The sequence below is a fragment of the Serratia sp. M24T3 genome (assembly GCF_000257645.1).
In the GTDB taxonomy this organism is placed as follows: domain Bacteria; phylum Pseudomonadota; class Gammaproteobacteria; order Enterobacterales; family Enterobacteriaceae; genus Rouxiella.
The window spans coordinates 36547-62390 of the sequence record NZ_AJHJ01000018.1; the positions used below are offsets into that span (position 1 = coordinate 36547).

Here is a 25844-nt window from a genome sequence, read left to right on the forward strand (position 1 = left end):
CGTGAGCCTGCGCTCACGTTACCCAAGAGATAGTCTAATGATTAAATGGACTTTTCCACTGAAATGGTTGCTGTTTTGTGTTTGCTATTTTTCTCTGGCTTTTCTTTGTCTTGAAACAAGAGACAATGGAAGTCTTTCATCTGCCATTTGGCTTCCTGCAGGGCTAACGCTAGGCGTACTGTGTTCCGCTCCAATATCTCGTTGGCCGCTATGGCTGGTCAGCACTGGGATACTGCACATTTTAGTCAGTATTCTGCATCAACGTCCGATGAATATTTCCCTAGTCTTTGCACTAAATGATCTTATTATTCTGTGTTTAAGTGCGCATATCTGGAAAATAATTCTTAAAGACAGCGGCGTGACGAGTAGATTAAATCTGACAGCAATATTTATTGCCATCGTTCTGATTGCCAGTATGTTCGGAGGTATCTCCACCTTTTATTCATTACGCATACTTGGCTATCCAACCCTATTTTCTCATTTCATTATCTGGAGCATTTCAAATGCAACAGGATGCCTGGCATTTGCACCATTTTTTGCTATAAAATCATTGAGCTCTTCCTTTAGTCCAGATTCAAATCCTAAAAGCAGCCTGCTCCTGTTAATAGTAATCCCAGCGCTTACTCTGGTACTATTTTCACCGAGAATGGAAGACCTTCAGAATGCTACATTGGTTGAACCAATGATCTATTTCCTTTTTGGCTTTACTTTGCTTTCTTCTTTGTTTATTTCCACATCAAAGCTTTCGCTCCTATTTATATCTCTTGCCTTTATCATCAGCCTAACTAAAATTTATAATCAAGGAATCTTTGCGGCTGACGATTATACCGGTAATAGCGGGATCACCGCTTCACAACTCTATCTTTTAGCAATATTTATTTTCTCTACGCTGATACGCGCCGGGACAAACGATATTCATCTTTCGAGAGCACAGAGCGACCAGTTAATGCTGCTGAGCCATTGTGTGTCTTCTCATCAACGACGCTATTCTTTTCGTGTAAACATTACCCAGCAAAAATGGGTGTGGACAGAACTCATAGACAGTATTAATAATTTTCCGATTAACAATCTGACTACACCGTCGCAAATGTTAGGCAGGATGCATCCTGAAGACCGGGATATCCTCCTGCCCTGGTTTAATGGAATAAACAAAACCGGAGCGACTCCGTTCTCGCGCTCCGTTCGTCTCATATTGGATGGCACTGCTTTCAGTCAGGCTTACATTGCAATGCTCAGTGACCAGCACAGTAATGCTAATAAGATGTTGAATGGCATATTAATTGCCCCAGAGCACATCCCTTCTTCGCCTACAGGGCACATAATATGAAAACAGTCCTGATTGCCGACGATCATCCAGTCTATTTACTTGGGCTAAAAACGTTGCTGGAAACACAATTTGCCAATGATTATCGTATTATTGGTACCGCAAGCAATGTCGATGAGCTGCTGGCATCACTTAAAAGTTCTCAACCCGACCTGTTATTAACTGATTTCACCATGCCGGGTACGCAGCATACGGACGGCCTGCATCTCATCCAGTTCCTACGCCGTAATTACCCTAATTTGCCGATTATTGTGATCAGCGTTTTATCAAATCAGGCAATTGCCAACGTTATGCTTAAATCAGGAGTCATCGCGGTAATCAATAAGCAAAGCCTTAGTACCGAGCTTCATCTCTGTCTTAAATCTTTATTGCAAGGCATGGATCTGGCACGAAATAGCAAAGCTCAGCTGGCAAAAACATTGGCTGCCACAGGTTATTCGCAAAAATGGCAATTGAGTCCTAAAGAGACTGAGGTCATGCGTTTAATGAAACAGGGCCAAACTGTGAACCAGATTGCGCAGATGTTGCACCGCTCCAAGCAAACCATCAGCGGGCAGAAAAAGAGCGCAATGAATAAATTAGGATTAACTACCGATGCGGACCTGTTCGAATATCTTCTAAAGATCGACCTATGAAACTCAGGTTTGCAGTGTTGCTCCTGGCGCTGATGCCATGCCTTTCCCATGCGGAGGTGAATTTACGCGTGGCGATAGATGCCGTTAACCCTCGCTATAGTGAAATCAATACTCAAATCCAAAATGATGATACTCAACCGAGCCTGATTTCTCTGCTCAATGAAAATCTTAAAAATAGCCAGCTGAGCCTGTCTCCAAAAAATGTTGCAGCGAATTTATTAAAAAATAGCCTGCTGGAACAACACAAAATTGATGCTTTCTTTGTCGAGGGAGTCGTCACTGAAGCTGCGGCGGGTGACGTCGAAACGCAACCGCTGTATAGCACACATTGGCGAATGCTTTCACTGGCCAACCGCAGCCCTGCACTGGAAGACGACCTCAATGACTTGAATGATATAAGAATTGTGGTTGTCAGCGATGCGCCGATTCAGGCCCTGAGGCAGCGCTATCCGAAGATAACCCTTATTTTTAGCCCTTCACTAAGCGAAGCAGTGTCCCTGCTTAAAGCGGGTGCCGCCGAAGGCGTATTCTGTCGCCAGGCGGCTGCTAATGTATTGAATAATAATATTTTCCCCGGGCAGCTTAGGGTTAATAACGTGGATACTCTGGTTACTTGGACCCGCCTGCGTTTGCGTAACGACGATCCCGCAACTCTGGCAACACTCAATAGCGCCATCCAGCACTTGCCGCAGGACGAAATTAACAAACTATTGCTTCGTAATTACACCGTACTGACGCTGATGAATATTGTGCCGCTGCTTAAACAAAATCATCGCAACTTCGATATAGCCGCTGTAATCGTCAGCGTAGTTTCGCTATTTTTAATCAGTTTGCTGATAGGACAAATTGTTCTTCGACGTCAAAGCGAACGCCGTTTGAAAGATGGGGTCAAGTTTTGGGAAACGTTACTGAATAGCCTCTCTACTCCCGTTCTGGTCTGCAATACTGCTGGCATCATTACTCATGTTAATCAGGCGTTGTGCAAAAGCCTGCAAAGTTGCCGGTTATCAATTGTTGGCATTCCGGTTGAAAACCTTAACCAACAGTTTTTTTCTTCACCGGCTCTGGAAACTGCCGGGCTGGTCAAGGCCAGTATGAATGCCAGGCCGCAATTTTTTGAGGCTGATTTTACCCTGCATCAACAGCCCCGCAGCATCGCCGGTTGGATAACGCCCTATAGCAACACCGCCATGCAGCCGCAGGGGCTGGTCATTGGCTGGTATGACATGACGGAACGGATTCTGCTGGAGCAACGGCTGGAACAGGCACTAGGTCAGGCAGAAATCTCAAGCCATGAAAAAAGTGAGTTTTTAGCGCGAATGAGCCACGAAATTCGCTCGCCGATGAATGTCATCATGGGCGTGCTTGAAATTGAAAGTCAGCGCCAAATTTCGCCACAGTCGCCAATTTCCCTGGCATATCAGGCTTCGCGCGGGTTATTGCAGATCATCGGTGACGTTCTCGATTTATCAAAAATCGAAGCCGGAGAGATGCTTCTCAAACCCACGGCGGTTTCTCTATATGAATTAATGGAAAGCAGCGCGGCTGCTTATCAAACGTTGGCTGAAAAAAAAGGATTACACCTTTCAACAGCTATTGCAGAGCTGAGTGAGCAACATTTTCTGCTGGATGAAGGCAAGATGAGGCAGATCCTCAACAATCTTCTCAGTAACGCAGTGAAATATACTACCTCAGGCAGCATCACGCTCAGCGCACAAATATCAGAGCCAGCAATCCTCTCAGCCAGAGAAAACTTTCAGAAAATTATTATCAGCATCCGCGATACCGGCATCGGGATCGACGCTTTGCTACTACCTGGAATCATCAAACCTTATCGTCAGTTATCTTCCTCCACACCAGACAGCAGCGGGCTCGGCCTAACTATTTGCCATCAGTTGGTCAGCCTGATGGGGGGTAAAATGGACATTGAGTCGCAGCAGGGTCAAGGCTCCACCTTCAGCGTTATTCTCCCATTGATACCCGTGATTGTTGAGCCTGTTTCAATCCCGCCTGTTACACCGGCCAAAGTACAAAAAGCTTACCGAGTGTGGATTATTGACGATCTTGCAGCCAATCTGTTGGTTATGGAAATGCAGCTTTCGGCGCTGGGTCATCGCGTAACCTCTTTTGATAACGCGGGTGCGGCCCTCGAACATTTGCAACAGGCGAACCCGCAGGTTGACCTGATTTTTACCGACTGCCAGATGCCACAGCTTTCCGGCTATCAGTTTGCCGCCAAATTGCGCGAGCTTGAAGCCGAAACCCGTCGTCATATTCCCCTGATTGGCTGCACCGCGAACGCGTTCTCGGATGAGGAAAGAAAATGCCTGGTCGCCGGAATGGATGCGCATTTGACCAAACCTCTTACCCAGCAGGATCTCGCTGAATGTATTCAGAACATGCTGCAAAACCGGCAGATTGATCTCAAAGAAGTTCAAGCACTCTCTGCAGGCAAGCAGGATATTATTGCCCAACTTATTAGCGAGCTGATCAACAGCAGCGAACAGGATTTGAGCCTGATTGAAAAAGCCCAGGATGCAAATAATAGCGCTGAACTCAAAAGCCGTATTCACCGACTGAAAGGGAATTTTGCTATCACGCAGTTTGAGGCCGGGCTGAATACTTGTCTGACGCTGGAGCAAAAGCTGAAGCAACCGTTTCAGGGCAAAGATATTGAGAGCGACCTGCTGCGCCTGCGTCACACAACCCGGCACTTCATCAGCCTACTGGAGGATTTTACACTTTTAAGTTGATCCTAATCCTGCATTAACAACATATACCGCCGCCCCGCCCTACAGCTGTACGATTTTCGTCCTATCATGTTAATAGGTTGAAACCTGATGCCGTGAGAGAGAAAATAGGCAGGTTTATATTATCCTTTACCTTAATTATTGCCGGACCTATGAGCGCAAGTAAACCACGCCGTCCGCACGGACGTTGGACCTACTACATCATGTACCAAGATATTCTGTGGCCTTGTCCAGTCCGTTGGGAATGGGAAAATGGCTACGGCGGCTGGCTGCCGTTTTACTACTCGCCGACGCTGGAATTCGTAGTCGGCGATCCCAACAAAGCGACGAAAGTTTCGACCAGCCGCCAGGCAGCGACCAGTCGGACAAAGCATCTTTCCTATTATTCAGAGCATGAATAATCTTTAGACTCATCGACAGTTTCCGCATGGCGAGGTCCCGACTTGAACCCCCTTTTCCTCGCCATCAAGACCACCAGCAGACCCGCCAATAGCAGCAACAACATTGCCCACGGGAAAGAGACAGCGCCGCGATTTTGCAACAACACGCCGCCGATAATTCCGCCTGCGGCAATCGCCAGATTCCATGCTACCACTACCATGGATTGTGCCACGTCGGTGCTATCTCCAGCCGCGTCGGCCGAGGCGGTTTGCAATAATGTAGCCGCGCCACCAAACGTCAGGCCCCAGATAAACACTCCACTATAAAGCACGCTGGCTGAGGTGGTGAAAACGGCAAAAGCCAATGTAATCAGGGCGAACAGCAGCAGGCTCGCCAATACGGTTCTGCGCAGCCAGCGGTCAACCAGCCATCCCGTTAGCGCTATTCCCAGCAGCGCGCTCACGCCAAAGGTAAGCAATACCCGATCGGCCTGCATTTGCAGCCCATAAGTCGCCAGGAATGGCACTATATAAGTATAGAGAATATTATGGGCGGCAACCCAGGCAAAAATCACCCACAATATCGGTCTAATTCCCGGCAATCGCCACACCTGATAAAGAGAAAGCGATTTCTGGCGCGCTTCGCCCGGGAAATTAGGCACTTTTAACAAAATCCAGATAATCAACATTAAAGTCAGTGCCGACATAATACCGAACACGCTACGCCAACCTACCAGCGCTCCAAACCAGGTACCGATTGGCACGCCCAGAGCCAGCGCAACGGGCGTGCCAATCATCGCCAGCGTCATCGCTCGCCCCTGAAGCTCAGGCACCACCATGCGGCGCGCGTAACCGGCAATTAATCCCCAGGCAAGCCCCGCCGCTGCTCCGGCAAAAAAGCGGGCCACCAGCGTGAGAGTGTAATCTTTAGAGAAAGTACTTAACGTATTAAACAGAAAAAAACCAATTACTGAGGTTAGCAGCGCCTTGCGCCTCATCCATCCGCGAGTAGCAAGAGTCAGTGGAATGGCGGCCAGCAACGATCCTAACGCATAAGCGGTGACTAATTGCCCGGCCATCGAGGATGACACACCCAGATCCTGGCTGATTTGCGACAGCAGCCCGGCGGGCACAGTTTCGGTCATAATGGCAATAAATCCTGCCATTGCCAGCGCCAACAAACCGGCAACCTGTAACTTATTCTCGGCCATCATGATGCAGACTTCGCATTAATACTGGCATACACCGCATCGCGCAGCTCAGTGACAAACGCACCGGACATTCCCTCATACAGCGTATTGGTCATTGCTACCACGCTAAGCTCGCGTTTGCGGTCTACAAACCAGGAATGCCCGTAAGCCCCACCCCAGCGCCAAGTGCCTTCAGACTCTGGAGACTCCGCCGCCAGCGGATCGCGCAGTACTGAAAAGCCAAGTCCAAAACCGTAACCCGGCGCATCGGGCAACTCCGCTGCCGAAGTTTGGTCGCGCCCCATCTCTTGAATGAGATCGGCTGAAATCAGCCCGCCGCCGCCCTGACGCAGCGTTTCTAAAAATCGCAGCAGATCTGCGGCACTGCCCACCATGCCGGCTCCGGCAGAAGGAAAAGCCTGGGAGTTGAACGCTCGTTGCGGCGAAAAATAGATGCCAGCGGTGTCCTCAAACGGCGCAACGCATTCATTTTCTGCCAAAATATGCGGCTGCGGCACGTCATTGACATAAGGCGTCGCCAGTCGCTGTGCCTGGTCGGTGTAAAATCCGCTATCGTGCATTTTCAGCGGATCGGTAATCAGGGATTTTACTGCCAGGTCCAATCGCTGCTCACAGACCTGCTCGATCACCGCGCCCAACACATCGACAGCCAACGAGTAACCCCATGAAGTTCCGGGAGTGTACAACAAAGGAACGGTCGCCAGACGGCGCAGATTTTCAGCCAGAGAGTGCGCGGCGTCGTCCATACCGTCCGATACGCCAGCTCGCGCGTAAGGCCCCTGCGCATCCTTTTCCAAAAATCGATAACCCAGCCCGGCAGTGTGGCTCAACAGTTGGCGAATAGTGATCGTCGCCGGCTCTCCGTTTGCCAATCGGGGACGAAAATCAGGCAGCAATGAGGCAATCGGCTGATCCAGCTTTAAACGCCCTTGATGAATCAACGCCATCGCCGCGGCAGAAACAATCGGCTTGGAGACAGAGGCAAGGCGAAAAAGCGTATCTTGCGCCATAGGCTGCGCCAGCTCTCTGTCGGCCAATCCGGCCGCGTTTTGATAAAGCGTTTTCCCTTGATGGGCTACCCTTACCACCGCCCCTACCAGCCGTTTGTCACGCAACGCCTGATCGATGACGGCATCCACGGCGGCAAATGAAGTTTCTGTAAATGACGGCATTTTATTTTGAATCATTTCCAAGGAATCGCTCGACATGATTTTTTCCCGCTAACAATAAAAGATGAGTCAAAGATAGACCGCTAGTGGTTGCGGAAAAAGTGGGGTAAATTTCTCTTATCTACGGACGTTTATGTCCGTAATCGGAGAGCAATAATGGATAGCCTCAGCAATCTCAATGTCTTTGTTCAAGTGGCCGAAACCGGCAGCTTTGTTGCAGCCGGCGGCGTGCTGGGCGTTTCAGCTTCGGCAATCGGCAAAAGCATTTCTCGACTGGAAAATCGACTCAGTGTTCGCCTGTTTCATCGCAGCACCCGCAGCCTGACGCTGACCGCCGAGGGTTCGCTGTTTCTTGAACGCAGCAGAAGAATACTCGCCGAGTTTGAAGCGGCCGAGCAGGAACTCAGTCTGGCCGCGCAGTTTCCGCAGGGGCGTTTGCGCATCAGCCTGCCGATGGTCGGCTCCCTGATGCAGCCGGTGTTAAGCGAATTTATGCGACATTACCCGCAGGTCGAGCTAGAGCTAAACTTCACCGACAAAATAGTCGATGTGATAGAGGAAGGTTTTGATGCAGTGATCCGCACAGGCGAGATGACTGATTCAAGACTCAACCTGCGTAAGCTGGGGGATTACACTAAATTTATGGTCGCCTCGCCGGAATATTTATCCGAACGCGGCATTCCGAGAAATCCTGATGAGCTGGCTAATCACAGCTGTTTGCATTACCGGTTTAGCCGTAGCGGAAAAATCGAACCCTGGCCGCTTGTTGGCGCGCTGCCGGTTAATCTTCCACTGTCGATGGTCTGCAATAATTTGGAAGCACAAGTTTATTTTACTCAACAAGGCTGTGGCATCAGCTGCCTGCCAGAATTCGCGGTTCGCGATGCGCTGGAACTCGGGAGGCTGCAAAAAATCTTGCCGGATTTTGTCTCCCATAGCGCATCGTTTAATATTCTTTGGCCCTCTGGCGGCTATATGACCCCAAGGCTGCGGGTATTTATCGATTTTCTCTGTGAACATACTTTTGCTGGGAGTCGACCATGAACAGCAGCCCACATTCGACATTGCTCATCCTCGACAGCGGCAGTGAACAGCCTTTTTATCAGCAGATTTATCACCGGGTCAGAACCCTTATTGCCGAGGGCATGCTCAAGCCTGAGGATCGCCTGCCCTCGGCGCGTCAGCTGGCAAAAGAGCTGGGATTGGCTCGAGGCACCATTGAGGCCGCTTACTCACTGCTGGCGGCAGAAGGTTATATACAATCCCGTGGCCAGGCAGGAACCCGCATCGCCCAAGGCCTGCAAGCCCAGCCTGCGCCACGGCAAGTGTCTTCAATCGAGCCAAAAAATTCACACGGCATGCACCCGACTCAGATTATGCCGCTACAGATGGGGCTTCCCGCGCTGGATGCCTTTCCGCGTAAAATCTGGGCCAGGCTTGGCGCCCGCTATCTGCGAGCCATGCAGCCCGGCGATATGAAATATCCGAGTCTTTTCGGCTTCCCCGAGCTGCGCAATGCGATTGCAGCTTATCTGCATATGTCGCGCGGCATCCCCTGTACCGGCGAACAGGTGTTTATAACCTCAGGATATCGTGGAACTTTACAGCTGATTATTCATACCCTGTTGCAGCGCGACGATCGCGTCTGGGTTGAAGACCCCGGTTTTCCATTGACCCGCGAACTGCTGCACAACGCTCAGTTAAAGCAGGTCCCCATCCCCGTAGACGCTGAAGGAATCGAGGTGGTGAAAGGGATACAACTGGCGCTTGACGCACGCGCGGCAATTGTCACCCCGGCTCATCAAAGCCCGCTGTGTGTCACGCTTTCCCTGCCGCGTCGGCAGGCCCTGCTGGAGTGGGCCACAGCTCAACAGGCATGGATAATTGAAGACGATTATGACGGTGAGTATCGCTATGTCAGCCGCCCGCTGCCTGCATTGAAAAGTCTCGATAACGAAGGTCGGGTTTTATATTGCGGCACTTTCAGTAAAGTGCTTTTTCCGGGGATCCGCCTGGGTTATCTCGTGGTTCCACAACAACAGGTTTCCCGTTTTGAGCAGGCTTCGATCGGATTTTTCGAGGGTATGGCCGAAATGACTCAGTCGATCGTCAGCGCTTTTATGCAGGAGGGGCATTTTTCGCGCCACATTCACCGCATGCGCAAGCTTTATGCCGAAAGACGTGAGATGGCGGCAGCGGGACTCACCAAGGTGCTTGGCCAGCACGTACTGATCGACCCACAGCCGGGAGGTATGCATCTGGTGCTCAGGCTGCGCGGCCAACACAATGATGCTGAAGTAGCCGCACGGATGCGCGACCATGGGCTTTACACCCATGCCCTGTCGAGCTGGAGCAGCTGCTCCGAGGGCGAAAAAGGGTTGCTGATTAGTTTTACCAATATTCAAACAGCGCAGCAGGCTGAAGAGATCGGCGAGCGTATCCTCAGCCTGCTGTGAATCATTAGTTAAGACCCGCTTTATCCAGGCCATAGGCCGCATCCGCCGAGCCAGGCTCGGTGCGAAATGCGATGCTAATACGGTTCCAGCCATTAATCGCCACAATCAGGAAACTTAGGTCAGAGATTTCCTGTTCGGAAAGGTGAGTACGAACCTGGTCATAAATCTCATTCGAAACCCCCTTAGGCGCCAGCGTGGTCAGGGCTTCAGTCCATAAAAGCGCCGCTTTTTCACGCGGAGTAAACAGCGGTGACTCATGCCAGATAGCAATGTGATGCAGGCGTAATTCTCGCTCGCCGCCGATTTTCGCCTCTTTGACATGCATATCAAGACAAAACGCACAGCCGTTGATCTGTGATGCGCGAATGTCCACCAACTGTTTGAATTCTTTAGCCAGAGGATTTTTACCCACTGTTTGGCTGAAATCGAGATACTTTTTAGTGAGATCCGAAGAAAGTTTATAGTAGTCCACACGCTGAGTCATAGTCGATCCTGTAATGGTGATAATGAGAGTCGATGGGTATCGCGGGCAATCCTCCGCGATACCTGATGCCACTATCATCTCGAAACTTGGCCTAGTCAGAAAGCGCCAAGAAATGCATTTTCAACTAGTCCATGATTAGGCGACTTTTATCTATCTGGCTAGCAAATTAATCAGTTTTGAAATAACGGTTTAATTTTTTAAATCTGGCACAAAAAGACTTTGCATAATTGTTATTCTTTAATCATGCTTATTTAGTGAAATTCACTTTTATTAAAGCTGGAATTATTTTGCAAAACCTCAGAGCCTCCGTGCTCAACGCTATCAAGCGTACTCCCTGGTACCCAAAACGGCGTTCCTATCGGACATTGTTCTGGCGTGAAATTACGCCGCTGGCAGTGCCTATCTTCTTCGAGAATGCCTGCGTACTGCTGATGGGGGTATTAAGTACCTTTCTTGTCAGTTGGTTAGGTAAAGAAGCCATGGCCGGAGTCGGTCTGGCAGACAGCTTTAATATGGTGGTAATTTCGTTCTTCGCCGCTATCGATCTCGGCACCACGGTGGTGGTTGCTTTCAGCCTCGGCAAGCTCAATCACGAGCGTGCCCGTGACGCCGCGCGCCAGTCGCTTATTATCATGACTTTATTCGCGGTGCTGCTGGCTTTAATTATCGAATTCTTTGGCCAAGATATTATCAATATGATTGCCGGGAGTGCGGCACCAGAAGTAAAAGTGCTAGCACTGAGCTATTTGCGAGTCTCGGTATGGAGTTATCCGGCGGCGGCAATTGCCTTGATTGGCTGTGGCGCATTGCGCGGGGCCGGTAATACCAAAATTCCGATGCTGATCAATGGCGGGATGAATATCCTCAATATTGTGATTACTACCGTGCTGATCTATGGCTGTTTTTCCTGGAAAGGGTTGGGCTTTATCGGTGCTGGCCTTGGTTTAACGATTTCACGCTATATCGGCGCGGCAGCGGTCATCTTTGTATTGGCTATCGGCTTTAATCCCGCTCTGAAAATTTCCTTAAAAAGTTATTTTACCCGTATTAATACCAGTATCCTGATGGAGGTTCTTGGCATCGGCGTACCCGCCAGCATCGAATCTGTGCTGTTTAACGGCGGAAAGCTGCTAACTCAGGTGTTTGTCGCCGGAATGGGCACCAACGTAATCGCCGGTAACTTTATCGCTTTTTCTATCGCCTCTTTAATCAACTTGCCGGGCAACGCTCTGGGATCTTCGGCAACTATTATTGTCGGCACCCGTTTAGGTAAGGGCGAAATTGGTCAATCTGAATTTCAGCTGCGCCACGTTTATTGGCTATCGGCCATCGGCATTTGTACGCTGGCATTATTGTCAGTGCCATTGGCGGGACTACTGGCTTCTTTTTACACACGCGAAGAAGACGTTATTCACGTGGTAAAAATCCTGGTCTGGCTCAATGCCGCTTTTATCCCCTTCTGGGCTGCCTCGTGGGTATTGCCTGCTGGCTTGAAAGGCGCTCGCGATGCGCGTTTTACCATGTGGGTGTCAATGCTGGGAATGTGGGGGTGCCGTATCGTCGCGGGTTATACCATGGGCGTGGTGCTAGGCTTTGGCGTGGTCGGTGTCTGGCTGGGAATGTTCCTCGACTGGATCGTGCGAGGCGCATTCTTCTATTGGCGCATGGCCAGCGGACGTTGGCTGTGGAAATATCCACGACCTGAAAAAACAATAGCCAAAGAAGAAGAGCAGCTTTCGGTGCAGAACTAATGGCCAACAACGATCGTCCGCCGTTTATTCTCTCTGGTGAACGTGCGGTGATTTACGATGGAGTATGCCGTTTATGCAATGGCTGGGTTAATTTCCTGATACGCCACGATAAAAAACACACAGTACGTTTGGCTGCGGTTCAAAATGTGGCCGGGAAGGCGCTGTCAACATGGGCGGGACTGTCCCCTGAAAAAATTAATACCATCGTGTTAATCGATAATGGGCAAATATATAAACGTTCTGAAGCAATCATCCGCGTGATGTCATTGCTTCCTTGGCCATGGCGAGCATTGGCTGTGCTGCGCTATTTTCCACTGCCACTCAGAGATTCGGCTTATAACCTGATTGCTTTAAATCGCTACAGGCTGTTTGGTCGTTATGACAGCGTGAAACATCAGCAGGCGGATCACGACAGGCGGTTTATCAGGGATGATGAAACGGGGGAAGAAAGTAGAGACCACTGATTACTCAGTGGCCAGCACGCAGTTATTTATTACTTTTTATAAATAACTATAACTTTTATATAAATAACAAGTTAGTTATGAAGTTTGTACTCAAGCGTAATTTCCGCTTTTAGCAGCTTCGACACTGGGCAACCTTCTTTTGCCTTTTTGATCAGAGTGTCAAACTTGTCTGCCGCAATACCTGGAAGTTTAACCGAGCTATCTAGCTTGATGGCCGTGATGGCAAAACCACCGTCAACTTTATCCAGCGAAACCGTTGCCTTGGTATCAATCCCTTCTGGAGTAAATCCTTCTTCCCCAAGAATCAACGACAATGCCATTGAGAAACAGGCAGCATGTGCCGCACCAATCAACTCTTCAGGATTTGAGCCGACTTTTCCCTCAAAACGGGTGTTGAAACCATAAGGCTGTTCTTTCAAGGCACCACTTTCTGTTGTGATGGTACCTTTGCCTTTCTTGATATCGCCTTCCCAATGAGCCTGTCCATACTTATGAATAGTCGCCATAATTTCCTCTGGTCTTGTTTAACACAGCCATAAGTATAGACGCTGATTGGCAGAGAGAAAGGCAGGTACAGTCGTAGATCGCAGGAATTCCCCCTTCCGGCGCTTATCTCCGGCACTCGCTATGAACGGCGTTAGCTCTGTATAAGGGGGTTTGAAAGCATCTTAGCATTTAGGATTAATCTCACGAAAGCACTTTTACGATTAATAATCATTATCATTTAAGCTGAAACTGTTTGTCCGGCAATAATTTTTGCGGTAGCGGCGATTCGTTATTCATTTCTCTGAGATTGATTTCAATCGCATTGCAAATTGCGTTTAAAGGCAGATCGTTAGGCGCGGTTCCAAACGGATCTTCCAGTTCTTCAGCCAATGCATCGAGGGAGATAAAGGTATAGGAAATAAATACCGACACCAAAGGCGTCATGTAATGTAAATCAGGTACCAGCGCGAAAGGCAGTAGCGTGCAAAACAGATAAACCGTGCGATGAACAATCAGGCTATAGGCAAAAGGAATTGGCGTATTAGAAATACGCTCGCAGCCCGCCTGCACGGCGGCTAGTTTATTAATATTCTCATCGATACTATGAAATAGAATATCCGAAACCTCCCCCGCCTGACGTTTTTCACCCAGCAATTCACCAATCAATAACACAATTTGATTACACGGCGACGCGCTGTTTTCCAGCTTCGACAGATTATGTCCCGGCAGCAAGCGTGCCAAATCTTCACGCATTGAAGTGCCGCGCAGGTGGTGCTTGAGGGAATAGGTAAACGCCATCAATAGCGCAGCAAACTCGCGAGCCAAATCCGGGCGTTGCGGAAAAATGCTTTTCACCTGCCGCAGCAGCGAGCGGTTGACTATCAGCAACGTGCCCCACATCACTCGCGCTTCGGTAAAACGTGCATAACTTACACTGTTACGAAAACCCAGAAAGATAGCGATTGCCACTCCGAGCAGGCTAAACGGTGCCAGCGTTAACTTGACACCAAGTTCCTCATACCACTGAAAGCAAACAATCGCGATGATAGACATGCCCAGATTAAGGCTAAGACGGAACAAGATTTCAGAAAGCACAGAGCCGTGCCAGTCAAAAAGCCTTCTAAACCAATGCTGATGGGGTCTGACAATCATAAAGTGGCTGATGTTAAGAGGATTAAGTTTTCGTTATAACAGATTTAATTGTCCGACATCAATCAGACATTTAAGGCCATTAAACATGACATTAAGGCATCATTCAGAAATCCACTTTGTGCTTATGATTTATGAAATTCATTATCACAATCTTAATTTAAGGCTCAAGGCAATGCAGCAGTAGGTAAACGGCAGTAAAATTCTTGCTTATTAATTACACTTCAATAAGTTAAGTAAATTATGAAAATCAGTTTCAGAGGTAACGTGTGGCTTGGCATATTATTTTTAACGCTGATATTTTGGTCAGCCGTGGGTTATGCCACCTACGCATTAATAAACTTCTAGCGGCTAAAAAACACTCTTTTATGCCGCTTATTATTGTAAAAACTCACTACTGCGAGAGTTTTCCTGATAAGCATTATCTCGGTTTGAAACTGCTCAATGAACGTTGTCGATCTGCCCTTGCACGCCGGGCGATTTCAGCGTCGGATGAACCGCTGAAACCGTGAAAAGCGCCTGGATAGACGTTTAGCTCCAACGCCACGCCACCACGCGCCAATCGCCGTGCATACTCCATATTTTCATCAAAAAATAAATCTATGGTCCCGACGCTTAGCCATGCTGGCGGCAGCCCGCTTAGTTCAGTGGCTCTGGACGGTGCAGCATAAATTGAAACGTTTTCTCCACCAGCAGCATTCTTTGAATGTTTTACTCTTGCAGATTCTGTTTTAGTCCAAGCCTGTTCTGAGTGAATTTGCGGCAGCCGCTCTCCCGTCAAATAGGCATTCCAGGCATAGTTATTGGCTTCGCGAGTCCAGACAAATTCCCCGGTAACTGGATTTGGATCAGTTTCGAGCACAGTTCGATCATCAAGCATCGGAAACATCAGGTTCTGAAAAGCCAATGCCGGTCCGCCACGATCACGCACATACAACGCAAGTGCGGCGGCCAGCCCTGCCCCTGCGCTATCACCCATCACGCCTATATGCTGTCGGCTAATCCCCAGCTCGCCAGCATGCTCACTCATCCAAATCAATGCTGCGTAGCTGTCGTTAAGCGCTGCCGGGAAAGGTGACTCGGGTGCAAGACGATAATCCACTGAAATAACAACACAATCTTGCTCGGCGGCGGTGCTGCGGGTCAGTGAAAGTGACTGCTCCGGGCTGCCAAAAATGTAGCCACCGCCGTGGAGATGCAGGATTCCCATGCGTAATTTGCTGTCTGCTGGCGGTGCAATAATCAATAATCTGACCTCCGGCTCGCCTGGTAATCCAGAGATAAGCTTTTCTGTTACCGACAGCTTTAAGCCATCGTTTAACTCCATAGCGCCAAGTGCGGCAGCCTGACGCTGTTCGCGCAGGGCAAGCAAAGCTGAATATTCCAGCTTAAAATCGACATAATTCTTTAACAACGGCTGCAACTCTGGATCAACCAATGAGTAGGTGTTCATTTTTAGCTTCCTGTCTAAAATGTTGCCTGAATTTTTCTAAAAAAATGGATTTTCGAAAAATCATTTTCAGTGCAATGATGCCTGCTGCCAACATAGCTTTTTTGATATTTTAAAAAAACAGAAATCACGAGCTCGTCACAAAATTCAGCATGTAAATCACATCAGTAAAAATAAAATCATTTATTAACAACAAGTTAAATTGTTAATTATAATTTTACGTCTCTTTGGCATTTTGTAGCCTCCCTCACATTAATGAAATGGATCATTCACTAATATTCATTTGCGAATTTTTATTTCAAAAATAATTTTAATAGAACATCTCATCAATCTGACAGAAACCTTTCATCCCCCGCTGAGTAAATCGGGGGTGAAAAGGGAGGGTAAAATGGCTACAAACAAAACTCATTACAACCTGGTTTACCTGATGCTCTGTTGTACCGTCGCCGCCTTTGGTGGCCTGCTGATGGGGTACGACAGTTCAATCATTTCAGGGGCTATTGAACCGTTAAGTACTTACTTCCAGTTAACTCCAGCAGAAACCGGCTGGGCCGTGTCCTGCATCATGGTATCAAGCCTGGTTGGCTGCCTTATTGCGCCAAAGGTTTGCGATCACTTTGGTAGAAAACGCTCTTTGGCTGTTACCGCAGTGGTTTTTGCTGTGTCGATTATCGGGACGGCGCTGGCACACAACTTTACCGCCTTTATTCTGTTTAGATTGGTGGGTGGATTCGCAATTGGTTTAGCCTGTGTTATTTCACCAATCTATCTGGCTGAACTTTCTCCTTCAAAATACCGAGGAAGAACCACTGCGCTCTACTCTATCTGCTGCGTAGGGGGTCAAAGTGTGGTGATGCTGACCAACTTCTTTATCAGTAAGTCCATGACTTCAGAAGTGTTGGTGGATACCGGCTGGCGTTATATCCTTTCTTCGGCACTGGTTCCCTGTGCTGCGCTGCTGGTGTTTATCGCTTTTATTCCTGAATCTCCACGCTGGAGCGTGTTTAAAGGCCGCGATAAAGAAGCCATGGCGACACTGGGTAAAATATCCAACCCTGAGCACGCCAAAACGGTTTACGGCGAAATAAAGGAAAATATCAAAGTTGACCCTGCCAACATAAAAGGCAAGTTGAGACTGAATAAAAAAACTATTCCACTGCTGATTATCGGGATTGGCTTAGCTATTGGTAACCAACTTAGCGGTGTTAATGTCATCCAGTATTTTGGTCCAACGTTGATGAAAAACATCACTACTGACAACAACACAGCCATGTTTATGGCCTTTGTTCTGGCCTTCGCACAGTTCCTCGGGGTGGTCGTGGGCATGGGCTTGCTGGATAAAGTCGGTCGCCGTAAGCTGCTGCTGTGGGGGGCGCTGGCATCAACAATTTGCCTGGCCTATTCGTTTGGCGCTTTTTATCTGCGCTTCCCTGGCGTCTATTCCGTACTGGGCCTGTTTGCCTTTATGTTCCTGTTTGGCATCACCTGGGGCCAGGTTATCTGGACTGTGCTGGGTGAAATATTCCCGATGGAAATTCGCTCGATTTGTGTCGGTATTTCAGTGTGTTCGCTTTCAGTTGCCAACTTTGGGGTGAGCACCACCTTCCCAATCATGAACAGCAACCCTTACTTGCAAGAAGTCTTCCACGGTGGCTTCCCATTGCTGCTGTTCTCAGGTTTCTCACTAATTATGTTTTTCTTTACCTATCGCTTCGTTCCAGAAACTGCCAACGTTCCTTTGGAAAGAATCGAAGCTATTGCGCTGAGAAAATTCTATGGCCGCGATATTGAAGAAGACGTTCAGCCTATAAACGCCAAAATTATCAGCAATTTGGGCGACGGTATTAAATAATTTCGGTGGCTGTTTTTACTTAAAAGCCTGAATTCTTTAATCAGAATTCAGGCTTTTTTACTTGCAGCGTTGAGTAGACGCACGAATAAATTTTCAGTAGCCAATCGGCGACAAGAGTTTAGGTTTGCCCTTATCGATTTACGACTGATACCTAACAGCATCAACTCCCCCGGCTGCGAATTGCTGCACGTTACCTTCAAAATGACTGGCAAACTCCAGCTCGCTGCTGACAGCGGCAGGAAAAAGGTCGATGCTAATTAGCAGCATAGAGAAGTTCAAACGGAGATCTGGGTTTGCGCTAAAAAATGAAAACTAAAAACCAAAAAAGAAAATTTCGTTTCATTTTGCTTACTGCATCACAAAAACAAACAAATTCATTTACTTTCAATAAATTAAAAACATAAACCTGTTTTACCCCTCACTTGAAATTGCTATTTTGTGAGCCAAATCATAAAAATAGTGCATTATAAAATTTCATTTTTATTGAAAATGAAATAATTAATCCTTAATATAATCTAAAGGCCAATCAGCATGGGTTGAGGATAGGATCAATGAACAACACACAAAAGAAACTGGACGTTATCTGTTTGGGACGTATTGCCGTCGATCTCTACGGTCAGCAAATTGGCGCACGTCTGGAAGACGTCGGCACTTTTGCCAAATACCTGGGTGGATCATCAGGCAATGTGGCATACGGCACGGCAATTCAGGGGCTGCGCTCCGGGATGCTGGCTCGCGTCGGCGACGAACATATGGGCCGTTTCCTGCGCGAAGAATTAATTCGCGTAGGCGTGAACACGGATTACCTCATCACCGATAAAGATCGTCTTACTGGTCTGGTGCTGTTGGGAATTAAAGATCAGGATACTTTCCCACTGATTTTCTATCGCGATAACTGTGCTGACATGGCGCTGACTCCCGATGATATCAATGAAGACTACATCGCCTCATCAAGGGCGCTGGCCATCACCGGGACTCACTTGTCTCATCCGCACACTCGCCAGGCGGTATTGACTGCGCTGAATTATGCGAAGAAACACGGCCTGCGCCGCGCGCTGGATATTGACTATCGTCCGGTACTGTGGGGCCTGACCTCACTTGGCGACGGCGAAACTCGATTTGTTTCATCCGAAAAGGTAACTAGTGAAATTCAGGAAGTGCTGCATCATTTCGACCTGATCGTCGGCACGGAAGAAGAATTTCATATTGCCGGCGGCAGCACCGACACCCTTACGGCTCTGAAACGCGTACGTGAATTGACTGACGCCACGCTGGTTTGTAAACGCGGCGCGCTGGGCTGCTCAGTGTTTGAAAAGCAGATCCCCTCTTCCTGGGATGATATCAAACTGCAAACTGGCGTCCGCGTCGAAGTGCTTAACGTACTCGGCGCAGGCGATGCCTTTATGTCAGGCTTGCTGCGTGGTTACTTGAATGACGAAGGTTGGGAGCAGGCATGCCGCTACGCCAACGCCTGCGGCGCTCTGGTGGTATCACGTCACGGCTGTGCGCCTGCAATGCCGACCAAACTGGAGCTGGATGATTATCTGCTGCGTGACAAATCAGTACCCCAGCCTGATAAAGATGCTCGTCTGAATCACCTGCACCGCGTGACCACGCGCAAGCAGCAATGGCCGGAGTTGTGCATTTTTGCCTTCGATCACCGCAAACAGCTCGTGGATATGGCGCAGGAAGTGGGGGCTAATATCAACGAGATCCCGCGTTTGAAACTGCTGCTGCTGGAAGGTGCTCGCCAGGCTGCAAGCGAGGCCGGTTTGCACAATAACAGCGGTATTCTTGCCGATACCACTTTTGGCCAGAATGCGTTGAACGCAATAACCGGCGAAGGCTGGTGGATTGGTCGTCCGATTGAGCTACCAAGCTCGCGCCCGCTGCGTCTTGAACACGGCAACATCGGCTCACAGCTGATCGACTGGCCGCTGGAACACGTAGTGAAATGCCTGATTTTCTATCATCCGCAAGACAGCGCGGCGCTGCGAGAAGAACAGGAGGCGCTGGCGCTGGAGGTTTATCAGGGATGCTGCAAAACCGGTCACGAGCTGCTGCTGGAAATCATTTTGCCCGCCGACAATCCTGATCAGGATGAAAAATATTACGCGCAAATCGTTGAACGTTTTTACACGTTGGGCATTCAGCCGGATTGGTGGAAGCTCCCGGCTCAAGGCGTCGAGAGCTGGAAAGCCATTAGCCAGTTGATTGATAACAACGATCCACAGTGTCGCGGAATATTGATTCTTGGCCTTGATGCGCCGGAAGAAACATTGAAAACCGGCTTTGCCGCCGCAGCTGATATTCCGTGGGTCAAAGGCTTTGCCGTTGGACGCACCATCTTTGGCGAATCATCTCGCCAGTGGCTGGCCAACAAGCTTAACGATCAACAGCTTATCAATGATGTTAAGCAGCGCTATTTGACCTTGATAAACTACTGGCGCACCTACCGTCCTGCCAGCAAGCGCTAAGCCGTAACGCCAGGCAGGCCTGATTCCTTAAGGATTCAGGCCTGCTTTTTTATGTGTTCTACATCACACTTTCTATAATTACCTTTCAGGCTTTTTTAATTCATTAACCATTACGGTATCGCCGATGAGTATTTTAATTCAGGAGCAACACCCACAACGCCTTTTATTACGCATTAGCATCGCGATGTTTATTGCCTATCTTGCCATCGGGCTGCCGCTCGGCATTCTGCCTCTTTATGTCCACCAGCAGCTGGGCCTCAACGACGTATTGGTCGGTATCGCCATCGGTGCACAATTTATTACTACCTTAGTGACTCGCAGTACAGCAGGTCGCCTGGCGGATAGTCACGGCGCGCGTCGTACCGCACTTTCTGGCATGGCATGCTGTGCAGCATCCGGTGTCGCCACTCTGGCTGCCGCGTTGATGCCATCCGAGTCGGTTTATCTGGCCTTCAGCCTGTTGATTATTGGGCGAATTTTACTGGGTGTTGGCGAGAGCCTGCTGCTCACTGGAAACTTGACCTGGGGTATGGGCCTTGCGGGCGAGGGATTGGCGGGCAAGGTGATGTCCTGGAACGGCATGGCGACCTACGGGGCGATGGCTGTCGGCGCACCGCTCGGACTGGCGCTATACCGCTCTCAGGGGATGGCCACCACTGCCGGTCTGATGCTGCTATTACCGCTGATTGCACTTTTGGTCGATCGCGGCGTGCCTGCGGTTGAAGCCCATGCCGGTAAACGCCAGCCGCTGAGTACTATCTGGGTTCGCATCTGGCGACCGGGGTTGGGCCTGATGCTGCAGGGTATCGGATTCTCGGTGCTCAGTGTTTTTATCACCCTGTATTTCAACCAGTTTGGCTGGTCGTATGCCGGATTCGCACTGACCGCCTTTGGTGCCGCATTTATCGCGGTGCGACTGATGCTAGGTAATCTGCCAGATAAATTTGGTGGCATCAAAGTTGCACAATATTCGCTATTGGTAGAGTGCGCCGGATTATTGCTGATTTGTCTGGCGGTTAACCCATTGATGGCGCTAGCCGGTGCAGCACTGACCGGCTGTGGCTGCTCGCTTATCTTCCCGTCGCTCGGCGTCGAAGTTGTGCGTCGCGTTCCACCAGAAGCCAGAGGCACGGCGCTCGGAGGTTATTCAGCGTTTCAGGATTTAGCCTATGGCGTTACCGGGCCTCTGGCAGGAATTTTATCGAGCTTTGCTGGTTATCGCAGTGTGTTCCTCCTGGCCGCAGGCTGTGCCTTTGTCGGTATGCTATTGGTAAAAATCGGATTGCCGCGAGGTAAAAACCCGTCAAATTACGCCACTTGCCACCAGCGGCATAAAAAAACAGCGAAATGAACTTTTTATACCGATAAAATGAAATATATAAGGTTATGCCAGTCATGAAGATTTTCTCAGGACTGGCCTCCACGCCTGATATCTCCCCACGCGCCCTTGGGAAAAATTAAATTATATAAATCAATTTATTATATAAAAACCTTAATCGTTCAAGAACAAAATAATTGTTCCCTTCCAACCCAAAACTCTGCCACCGATCACGGAAACATAAATTCCATTAAATTTAATTTGAAACATTTAGTTCAAAGTAATAAGGTTATTTTAGTCGGGCGGCCCTTAGAGGGTCCTGCAAATTCATCACGGTCCTGAGGTAAGGTAGAGAAGATGGAAATAATCGCGAATTTCATAAACGGCCAGCGCACTACGAGCAGCAGTAAAGAAACTTTGCCGGTAACGAATCCGGCTACCGGTCAGGTCATCCGCCAGGTGACTCAGAGCACAGAGCAAGAAGTGTTGAAGGCGATTGAACATGCACACAACGCTTTCCCGGCATGGTCCAACACTCCGCCACTGCGCCGTGCGCGCATCCTTTTTGAATTCAAGGCGTTGATCGAAAAAAACCGCGACGAGCTGGCTGAGCTGATTGTCAGTGAACACGGTAAAGTATTTTCCGATGCGCTGGGTGAGTTAACCCGTGGTCTGGAAGTGGTCGAGTTTGCCTGCGGTATTCCAGAACTGCTGAAAGGCGAGTTCTCAAACAATGTCGGCGGCGGCGTAGACAGCTACTCGGTAATGCAGCCGCTGGGTGTTGTTGCGGGAATTACTCCATTTAATTTCCCGGCGATGGTGCCAATGTGGATGTTCCCGGTGGCATTGGCCTGCGGAAACACCTTTATTCTCAAACCCCCGGCCCCGGCACCTTCTGCCTCTATTCGTTTGGCAGAATTATTGAAAGAGGCGGGACTGCCAGACGGCGTATTCAACGTGGTGCACTGCGGCAACGACGCAGCCAGCCTGCTAACCACTGATGAACGCATTCAGGGAGTGAGCTTCGTCGGCTCATCCGGCGTCGCTCAACATATTTATGCTACCGCCAGCGCCCACGGTAAACGCGTGCAGGCCTTTGGGGCAGCGAAAAACCACGCTATCGTCATGCCGGATGCTGACCTCGACGCTACTGTGCAGGCAATCATGGGCGGTGCATTTGGTTCTGCCGGTGAACGCTGCATGGCGCTGCCAATCGTGGTTGCCGTAGGTGATGACACCGCTGACAAGCTGATTGCCAAACTGACGCCGCTGGTTAACGCGCTGCGTATCGGTCCGGGAAACCTGCGCGGTAAAGAAGAAAATGAAATGGGCCCGGTTATCTCCAAGGCTCACCAGACCAAAGTCCTCGGCTATATTGATCATGGCGTATCAGAAGGTGCAAAACTGGTTATCGATGGTCGTAACTATAAAGTCGATGGCCATCCTGAAGGATTTTACGTCGGCGGTACGCTGTTCGATAACGTCACCACCGATATGAAAATTTATCGTGAAGAGATTTTCGGACCCGTTCTCGGCATCGTGCGTGAAAAGGATTTCGAGTCTGCATTACGCACGGTTAACGGCCACGAATTTGGCAACGGTAGCGCGATTTTCACGACCAATGGCCACTATGCCCGCGAGTTTGTGCAAAACGTTGAAGCCGGGATGGTTGGAGTAAACATTCCAGTTCCGGTGCCGGTTGCCTTCCACTCGTTCGGTGGATGGAAACGTTCCGTATTTGGTGCGCTTAACGTGCATGGTCCAGACGGCGTTCGCTTTTATACTCGTATGAAAACGGTTACCACCCGTTGGCCGAGCGGTCAGCAAACCGTGGCGGAGTTCAGTATGCCGACGTTGGGTTAAACACTTACAAGGAGAGGATTATGTCCCGCTTGCTCAGTAAGCACGCGCCGTCACAAGACGGTCGTATTCAGCATATTACGCCAGAAACTGCGGGCTGGAAGTACGTGGGTTTTGACGTTTATCAGCTCAAAGAAGGCCAGTCCCTGACTCTGCCTGCGGATGATAAAGAACGCTGTCTGGTACTGGTATCGGGCCGGGCAAGCGTGGTCACTCCCACAGAAACCTTTGAGCATATTGGCGAACGTATGAGCCCGTTCGAGCGTATTCCAGCCTGGTCGGTTTATGTGCCGCACAATACTCAGTCTGAAGTTAAGGCCGAGTCGGCGTTAGAGCTGGCAGTGTGCAGTGCACCAGGCTTTGGCGACCTGCCTCCACGCCTGATCGCGCCGAAAGACGTTGGGGTTGAGCATCGTGGCAAGGGTCGCAATAAACGCCTGGTGCACAATATTCTGCCTGACGACAAACCTGCCGATAGCCTGCTGGTAGTCGAGGTTTACACCGATGAAGGCGACAGCAGCTCTTACCCGAGCCATAAACACGATACGCCGGTGGCGGGGAAAGAAACCTATCTCGAAGAGACCTACTACCACCGTTTCGATCCGCCGCAAGGCTTTGCTTTACATCGGGTTTATACCGACGATCGCAGTCTGGACGAATGCATGGCGCCTTACGATCGTGACGTGGTGCAAGTGCCTCGCGGCTACCATCCGGTAGCGACCATTGCCGGTTATGATAATTATTATCTTAACGTAATGGCTGGTCCCGAGCGCAAATGGCAGTTTACCTGGGAGAAAGACCATGCCTGGGTCAATACCGACGCTTATCCGCGCAATAAAGAATAGCTTTCCAAAAATTACCCATATCGCTTAAACACAAAAGCAGCCTGCAGGCTGCTTTTTAAGATTTCAGTGGAGGAAAAATTATGTCTAGCCGCGTTAACTCCCCTTTCCAGCTTGCCGTTTGTGCCGAAATGGTGTTTCTGGACCTGCCATTTGTTGAACGCGTAAAACGAATTCATGAGGCCGGATTCGCAGTCGAGATTTGGGACTGGACCCAAAAAGACATCGATGCGCTGGCGGCCACCGGGGCACGTTTTACATCAATGACCGGCTATATCAGCGGCAATCTTCTCGATGATGACCAAATTGAAAAACTTTTGGAAACCGCCGAAATCTCGATAGAAATCGCCCAACGTTTGAACTGTCCAAGCCTGAACCTGCACGGCACCGGTCTAGACAGCCAAGGCTTACCGGTTAAGCCGGTGATAGAAGTCACGGGGGCAATGTGGATCAAGGCCTATCAGACACTGTGCGCGATTGCCAAACTCGGCGAGCGCCATCAAAAAGTATTCTTGCTTGAAAACCTCAATACGCTGGTTGACCACCCCGCTACGCCTTTCGCCAAAGCGCGCGACACGTTAACGCTAATCTCGGCGGTCAACAGCCCTTGGTTGAAGATGAATCTGGATCTGTACCATGCGCAAATTGGTGAAGGGAATTTGATTGAGCTAATCCGCGAGTCTGCCCCTTTTATCGGCGAGATTCAGGTGGCCGACGTCCCTGGAAGGAAGGAACCAGGGACGGGAGAAATTAACTATCCAGCAATCGCGCACGCCCTGTATGAGACGGGGTATCGCGGGGTGGTCGGTATGGAAGCCTGGGCATCCGGGGATTCCAGTGTGGCGATTGAACGCTTCCAGCAGGCGTTTACAGTCAGACTGTAGTTTTCATCGCCAATGATACCGCGATAGTTTGCGCCAGACACATTGAGGCCACCTGAGAACGGAAACCGTCGAGCTGGGCCTCACGCACCACAAAACAGACATCGCTAAAGGCGGCAAGCGGGCTGACCTGGCTGTCGGTAATGGCAATCTGACGAGCACCGCGACGTGCACCAAGCTGAACTAATTCCATCGCCTCGCTGGCATACGGCGAGTAACTGATGGCGATCACCACGTCTTTTGGACTCACCATGCTCAACTGCTCCGAGAACATTCCGCCCAACCCATCGATTAGAAAGGCGCGACGCTCAAGATGGCGTAAAGCATAGGTCAGATAGCTGGCGACGCTGAATGAACGACGTAAGCCAATGATATAGATGTTATCGGCCTGTGAAAGCAAAGCAATCGCTTCGTCCAGTTGTTCAGCGCTGATATGCGTCGGCAGCTGCTGTAGAGCCTGTGCGTTAACCATCGAAAACATATTCAGCACTTCATCAGGCTTTTCCGGCGCAGCTGTGCCCTCATCCACAGAGGATTTTCTAAATAACCGCGCCCTTTCTGTATAACTCACGGTTTCTTCCATCAGATGCTGACGGAATACCTGTTTCATTTCATTGAAACCGCTGAAACCAAAAGCGCTGGCAAAACGGATTAGCGTAGAAGGAGGAACATCTGCACGCTGCGCTATGGATGCCACCGTATCAAATGCCACGCTGTTACTATTATCAAGTATATAGCGTGCCACCTGTTTAAGACGCTTGCTCAAGCTGTCATAACGGGTGCGAATGTCTTCCTGTAAAATAGACAATTGAGTTGTATGTTTTGACACGGGAATTCGCCCTCTAGGACATCATGAAGAATAGTTAAGTCTACCAAAATGAACAAAATATTTCATTCATAGACTC

22 protein-coding genes are annotated in these 25844 nt (G+C 49.5%); 14 read left to right on the forward strand and 8 right to left on the reverse strand.

The features are described from left to right. Positions 1-37 precede the first annotated feature (37 nt). The 4 genes from SPM24T3_RS14690 (at position 38) to SPM24T3_RS14705 (ending at position 5110) form a co-directional block, all read left to right on the forward strand. The gene (locus SPM24T3_RS14690) at positions 38-1327 is read left to right on the forward strand and encodes an MASE1 domain-containing protein (RefSeq protein ID WP_009637568.1); all 1290 of its coding nucleotides are present in this window, start codon (positions 38-40) and stop codon (positions 1325-1327) included. Beyond that, the gene (locus SPM24T3_RS14695; RefSeq protein WP_009637569.1) at positions 1324-1959 is read left to right on the forward strand and encodes a response regulator; all 636 of its coding nucleotides are present in this window, start codon (positions 1324-1326) and stop codon (positions 1957-1959) included. The genes SPM24T3_RS14690 and SPM24T3_RS14695 overlap by 4 nt, the downstream gene beginning before the upstream one ends. Then, positions 1956-4712 (forward strand): ATP-binding protein, encoded by a 2757-nt coding sequence (locus SPM24T3_RS14700; RefSeq protein ID WP_009637570.1) that lies wholly within the window; start codon positions 1956-1958, stop codon positions 4710-4712. Before SPM24T3_RS14695 ends, SPM24T3_RS14700 begins: the two co-directional genes overlap by 4 nt. A 149-nt stretch (positions 4713-4861) precedes the next feature. After that, positions 4862-5110 (forward strand): hypothetical protein, encoded by a 249-nt coding sequence (locus tag SPM24T3_RS14705; RefSeq protein ID WP_009637571.1) that lies wholly within the window; start codon positions 4862-4864, stop codon positions 5108-5110. On the opposite strand, the gene SPM24T3_RS14710 is transcribed toward SPM24T3_RS14705, so the two are convergent. Both SPM24T3_RS14710 and SPM24T3_RS14715 read right to left on the reverse strand, forming a co-directional pair. Further along, the gene (locus tag SPM24T3_RS14710) at positions 5092-6303 is read right to left on the reverse strand and encodes an MFS transporter (protein WP_009637572.1); all 1212 of its coding nucleotides are present in this window, start codon (positions 6301-6303) and stop codon (positions 5092-5094) included. The genes SPM24T3_RS14705 and SPM24T3_RS14710 overlap by 19 nt on opposite strands. Next, on the reverse strand, positions 6300-7487 hold the full coding sequence (locus tag SPM24T3_RS14715) for a serine hydrolase (RefSeq protein WP_157135314.1): 1188 nt from the start codon (positions 7485-7487) through the stop codon (positions 6300-6302). Before SPM24T3_RS14715 ends, SPM24T3_RS14710 begins: the two co-directional genes overlap by 4 nt. A gap of 138 nt (positions 7488-7625) precedes the next feature. On the opposite strand from SPM24T3_RS14715, the gene SPM24T3_RS14720 reads away from it, so the two are divergent. Together SPM24T3_RS14720 and SPM24T3_RS14725 are read left to right on the forward strand one after the other, a co-directional pair. Continuing rightward, on the forward strand, positions 7626-8513 hold the full coding sequence (locus tag SPM24T3_RS14720) for a LysR family transcriptional regulator (protein WP_009637574.1): 888 nt from the start codon (positions 7626-7628) through the stop codon (positions 8511-8513). Beyond that, on the forward strand, positions 8510-9925 hold the full coding sequence (locus tag SPM24T3_RS14725; protein WP_009637575.1) for a PLP-dependent aminotransferase family protein: 1416 nt from the start codon (positions 8510-8512) through the stop codon (positions 9923-9925). The genes SPM24T3_RS14720 and SPM24T3_RS14725 overlap by 4 nt, the downstream gene beginning before the upstream one ends. Positions 9926-9929: 4 nt before the next feature. On the opposite strand, the gene SPM24T3_RS14730 is transcribed toward SPM24T3_RS14725, so the two are convergent. Then, positions 9930-10409, reverse strand: coding sequence for a carboxymuconolactone decarboxylase family protein (locus SPM24T3_RS14730; RefSeq protein ID WP_009637576.1), 480 nt, complete (start codon positions 10407-10409; stop codon positions 9930-9932). Positions 10410-10678: 269 nt separating this feature from the next. On the opposite strand from SPM24T3_RS14730, the gene SPM24T3_RS14735 reads away from it, so the two are divergent. Together SPM24T3_RS14735 and SPM24T3_RS14740 are read left to right on the forward strand one after the other, a co-directional pair. Continuing rightward, positions 10679-12160, forward strand: coding sequence for an EmmdR/YeeO family multidrug/toxin efflux MATE transporter (locus SPM24T3_RS14735; protein ID WP_192807954.1), 1482 nt, complete (start codon positions 10679-10681; stop codon positions 12158-12160). Continuing rightward, entirely contained in the window at positions 12160-12624 is a 465-nt protein-coding gene (locus SPM24T3_RS14740) for a thiol-disulfide oxidoreductase DCC family protein (protein ID WP_009637578.1), read from the forward strand. The genes SPM24T3_RS14735 and SPM24T3_RS14740 overlap by 1 nt, the downstream gene beginning before the upstream one ends. 71 nt (positions 12625-12695) lie before the next feature. On the opposite strand, the gene SPM24T3_RS14745 is transcribed toward SPM24T3_RS14740, so the two are convergent. The 3 genes from SPM24T3_RS14745 to SPM24T3_RS14755 form a co-directional block, all read right to left on the reverse strand. Further along, a complete protein-coding gene (locus SPM24T3_RS14745; protein ID WP_009637579.1) occupies positions 12696-13130 on the reverse strand; it encodes an OsmC family protein in 435 nt (144 codons plus the stop codon). 214 nt (positions 13131-13344) lie between these two features. After that, positions 13345-14262 (reverse strand): bestrophin family protein, encoded by a 918-nt coding sequence (locus SPM24T3_RS14750; protein ID WP_009637580.1) that lies wholly within the window; start codon positions 14260-14262, stop codon positions 13345-13347. A 418-nt stretch (positions 14263-14680) separates the two neighbouring features. Next, positions 14681-15712, reverse strand: a complete 1032-nt coding sequence (locus tag SPM24T3_RS14755) for an alpha/beta hydrolase (RefSeq protein WP_009637581.1) — start codon at positions 15710-15712, stop codon at positions 14681-14683. Positions 15713-16079: 367 nt separating this feature from the next. Here SPM24T3_RS14755 and SPM24T3_RS14760 point away from each other — a divergent pair, with 367 nt between their 5' ends. After that, on the forward strand, positions 16080-17561 hold the full coding sequence (locus SPM24T3_RS14760; protein ID WP_255346523.1) for a sugar porter family MFS transporter: 1482 nt from the start codon (positions 16080-16082) through the stop codon (positions 17559-17561). 138 nt (positions 17562-17699) lie between these two features. Here SPM24T3_RS14760 and SPM24T3_RS26050 read toward each other — a convergent pair whose 3' ends face one another. Continuing rightward, the gene (locus SPM24T3_RS26050; RefSeq protein WP_255346524.1) at positions 17700-17828 is read right to left on the reverse strand and encodes a hypothetical protein; all 129 of its coding nucleotides are present in this window, start codon (positions 17826-17828) and stop codon (positions 17700-17702) included. A 284-nt stretch (positions 17829-18112) separates the two neighbouring features. On the opposite strand from SPM24T3_RS26050, the gene iolC reads away from it, so the two are divergent. From iolC to SPM24T3_RS14785, 5 genes are all read left to right on the forward strand, one after another. Further along, the gene (gene iolC, locus SPM24T3_RS14765; protein WP_009637583.1) at positions 18113-20038 is read left to right on the forward strand and encodes a 5-dehydro-2-deoxygluconokinase; all 1926 of its coding nucleotides are present in this window, start codon (positions 18113-18115) and stop codon (positions 20036-20038) included. Between the two features lie 124 nt (positions 20039-20162). Continuing rightward, positions 20163-21389: an MFS transporter gene (locus SPM24T3_RS14770; protein ID WP_009637584.1), complete on the forward strand. Its 1227-nt coding sequence runs from the start codon at positions 20163-20165 to the stop codon at positions 21387-21389. Positions 21390-21713: 324 nt separating this feature from the next. Then, positions 21714-23219: a CoA-acylating methylmalonate-semialdehyde dehydrogenase gene (locus tag SPM24T3_RS14775; RefSeq protein WP_009637585.1), complete on the forward strand. Its 1506-nt coding sequence runs from the start codon at positions 21714-21716 to the stop codon at positions 23217-23219. A 20-nt stretch (positions 23220-23239) separates the two neighbouring features. After that, positions 23240-24061, forward strand: a complete 822-nt coding sequence (gene iolB / locus SPM24T3_RS14780) for a 5-deoxy-glucuronate isomerase (RefSeq protein ID WP_009637586.1) — start codon at positions 23240-23242, stop codon at positions 24059-24061. A gap of 80 nt (positions 24062-24141) precedes the next feature. After that, positions 24142-24942, forward strand: a complete 801-nt coding sequence (locus SPM24T3_RS14785) for a TIM barrel protein (protein WP_009637587.1) — start codon at positions 24142-24144, stop codon at positions 24940-24942. Here the strand turns inward: SPM24T3_RS14785 and SPM24T3_RS14790 are convergent. Further along, on the reverse strand, positions 24932-25768 hold the full coding sequence (locus SPM24T3_RS14790; RefSeq protein ID WP_009637588.1) for a MurR/RpiR family transcriptional regulator: 837 nt from the start codon (positions 25766-25768) through the stop codon (positions 24932-24934). The genes SPM24T3_RS14785 and SPM24T3_RS14790 overlap by 11 nt on opposite strands. Between the last annotated feature and the right edge of the window lie 76 nt (positions 25769-25844).

Excerpts from the sequence above, each read along its gene's own strand:
- SPM24T3_RS14690 (WP_009637568.1), top strand. The coding sequence starts at position 38 with ATGATTAAATGGACTTTTCCACTGAAATGGTTGCTGTTTTGTGTTTGC.
- SPM24T3_RS14695 (WP_009637569.1), top strand. The coding sequence starts at position 1,324 with ATGAAAACAGTCCTGATTGCCGACGATCATCCAGTCTATTTACTTGGG.
- SPM24T3_RS14700 (WP_009637570.1), top strand. The coding sequence starts at position 1,956 with ATGAAACTCAGGTTTGCAGTGTTGCTCCTGGCGCTGATGCCATGCCTT.
- SPM24T3_RS14705 (WP_009637571.1), top strand. The coding sequence starts at position 4,862 with ATGAGCGCAAGTAAACCACGCCGTCCGCACGGACGTTGGACCTACTAC.
- SPM24T3_RS14710 (WP_009637572.1), bottom strand. The coding sequence starts at position 6,303 with ATGATGGCCGAGAATAAGTTACAGGTTGCCGGTTTGTTGGCGCTGGCA.
- SPM24T3_RS14715 (WP_157135314.1), bottom strand. The coding sequence starts at position 7,487 with ATGATTCAAAATAAAATGCCGTCATTTACAGAAACTTCATTTGCCGCC.
- SPM24T3_RS14720 (WP_009637574.1), top strand. The coding sequence starts at position 7,626 with ATGGATAGCCTCAGCAATCTCAATGTCTTTGTTCAAGTGGCCGAAACC.
- SPM24T3_RS14725 (WP_009637575.1), top strand. The coding sequence starts at position 8,510 with ATGAACAGCAGCCCACATTCGACATTGCTCATCCTCGACAGCGGCAGT.
- SPM24T3_RS14730 (WP_009637576.1), bottom strand. The coding sequence starts at position 10,409 with ATGACTCAGCGTGTGGACTACTATAAACTTTCTTCGGATCTCACTAAA.
- SPM24T3_RS14740 (WP_009637578.1), top strand. The coding sequence starts at position 12,160 with ATGGCCAACAACGATCGTCCGCCGTTTATTCTCTCTGGTGAACGTGCG.
- SPM24T3_RS14745 (WP_009637579.1), bottom strand. The coding sequence starts at position 13,130 with ATGGCGACTATTCATAAGTATGGACAGGCTCATTGGGAAGGCGATATC.
- SPM24T3_RS14750 (WP_009637580.1), bottom strand. The coding sequence starts at position 14,262 with ATGATTGTCAGACCCCATCAGCATTGGTTTAGAAGGCTTTTTGACTGG.
- SPM24T3_RS14755 (WP_009637581.1), bottom strand. The coding sequence starts at position 15,712 with ATGAACACCTACTCATTGGTTGATCCAGAGTTGCAGCCGTTGTTAAAG.
- SPM24T3_RS26050 (WP_255346524.1), bottom strand. The coding sequence starts at position 17,828 with ATGCTGCTAATTAGCATCGACCTTTTTCCTGCCGCTGTCAGCAGCGAG.
- iolC (WP_009637583.1), top strand. The coding sequence starts at position 18,113 with ATGAACAACACACAAAAGAAACTGGACGTTATCTGTTTGGGACGTATT.
- SPM24T3_RS14770 (WP_009637584.1), top strand. The coding sequence starts at position 20,163 with ATGAGTATTTTAATTCAGGAGCAACACCCACAACGCCTTTTATTACGC.
- SPM24T3_RS14775 (WP_009637585.1), top strand. The coding sequence starts at position 21,714 with ATGGAAATAATCGCGAATTTCATAAACGGCCAGCGCACTACGAGCAGC.
- iolB (WP_009637586.1), top strand. The coding sequence starts at position 23,240 with ATGTCCCGCTTGCTCAGTAAGCACGCGCCGTCACAAGACGGTCGTATT.
- SPM24T3_RS14785 (WP_009637587.1), top strand. The coding sequence starts at position 24,142 with ATGTCTAGCCGCGTTAACTCCCCTTTCCAGCTTGCCGTTTGTGCCGAA.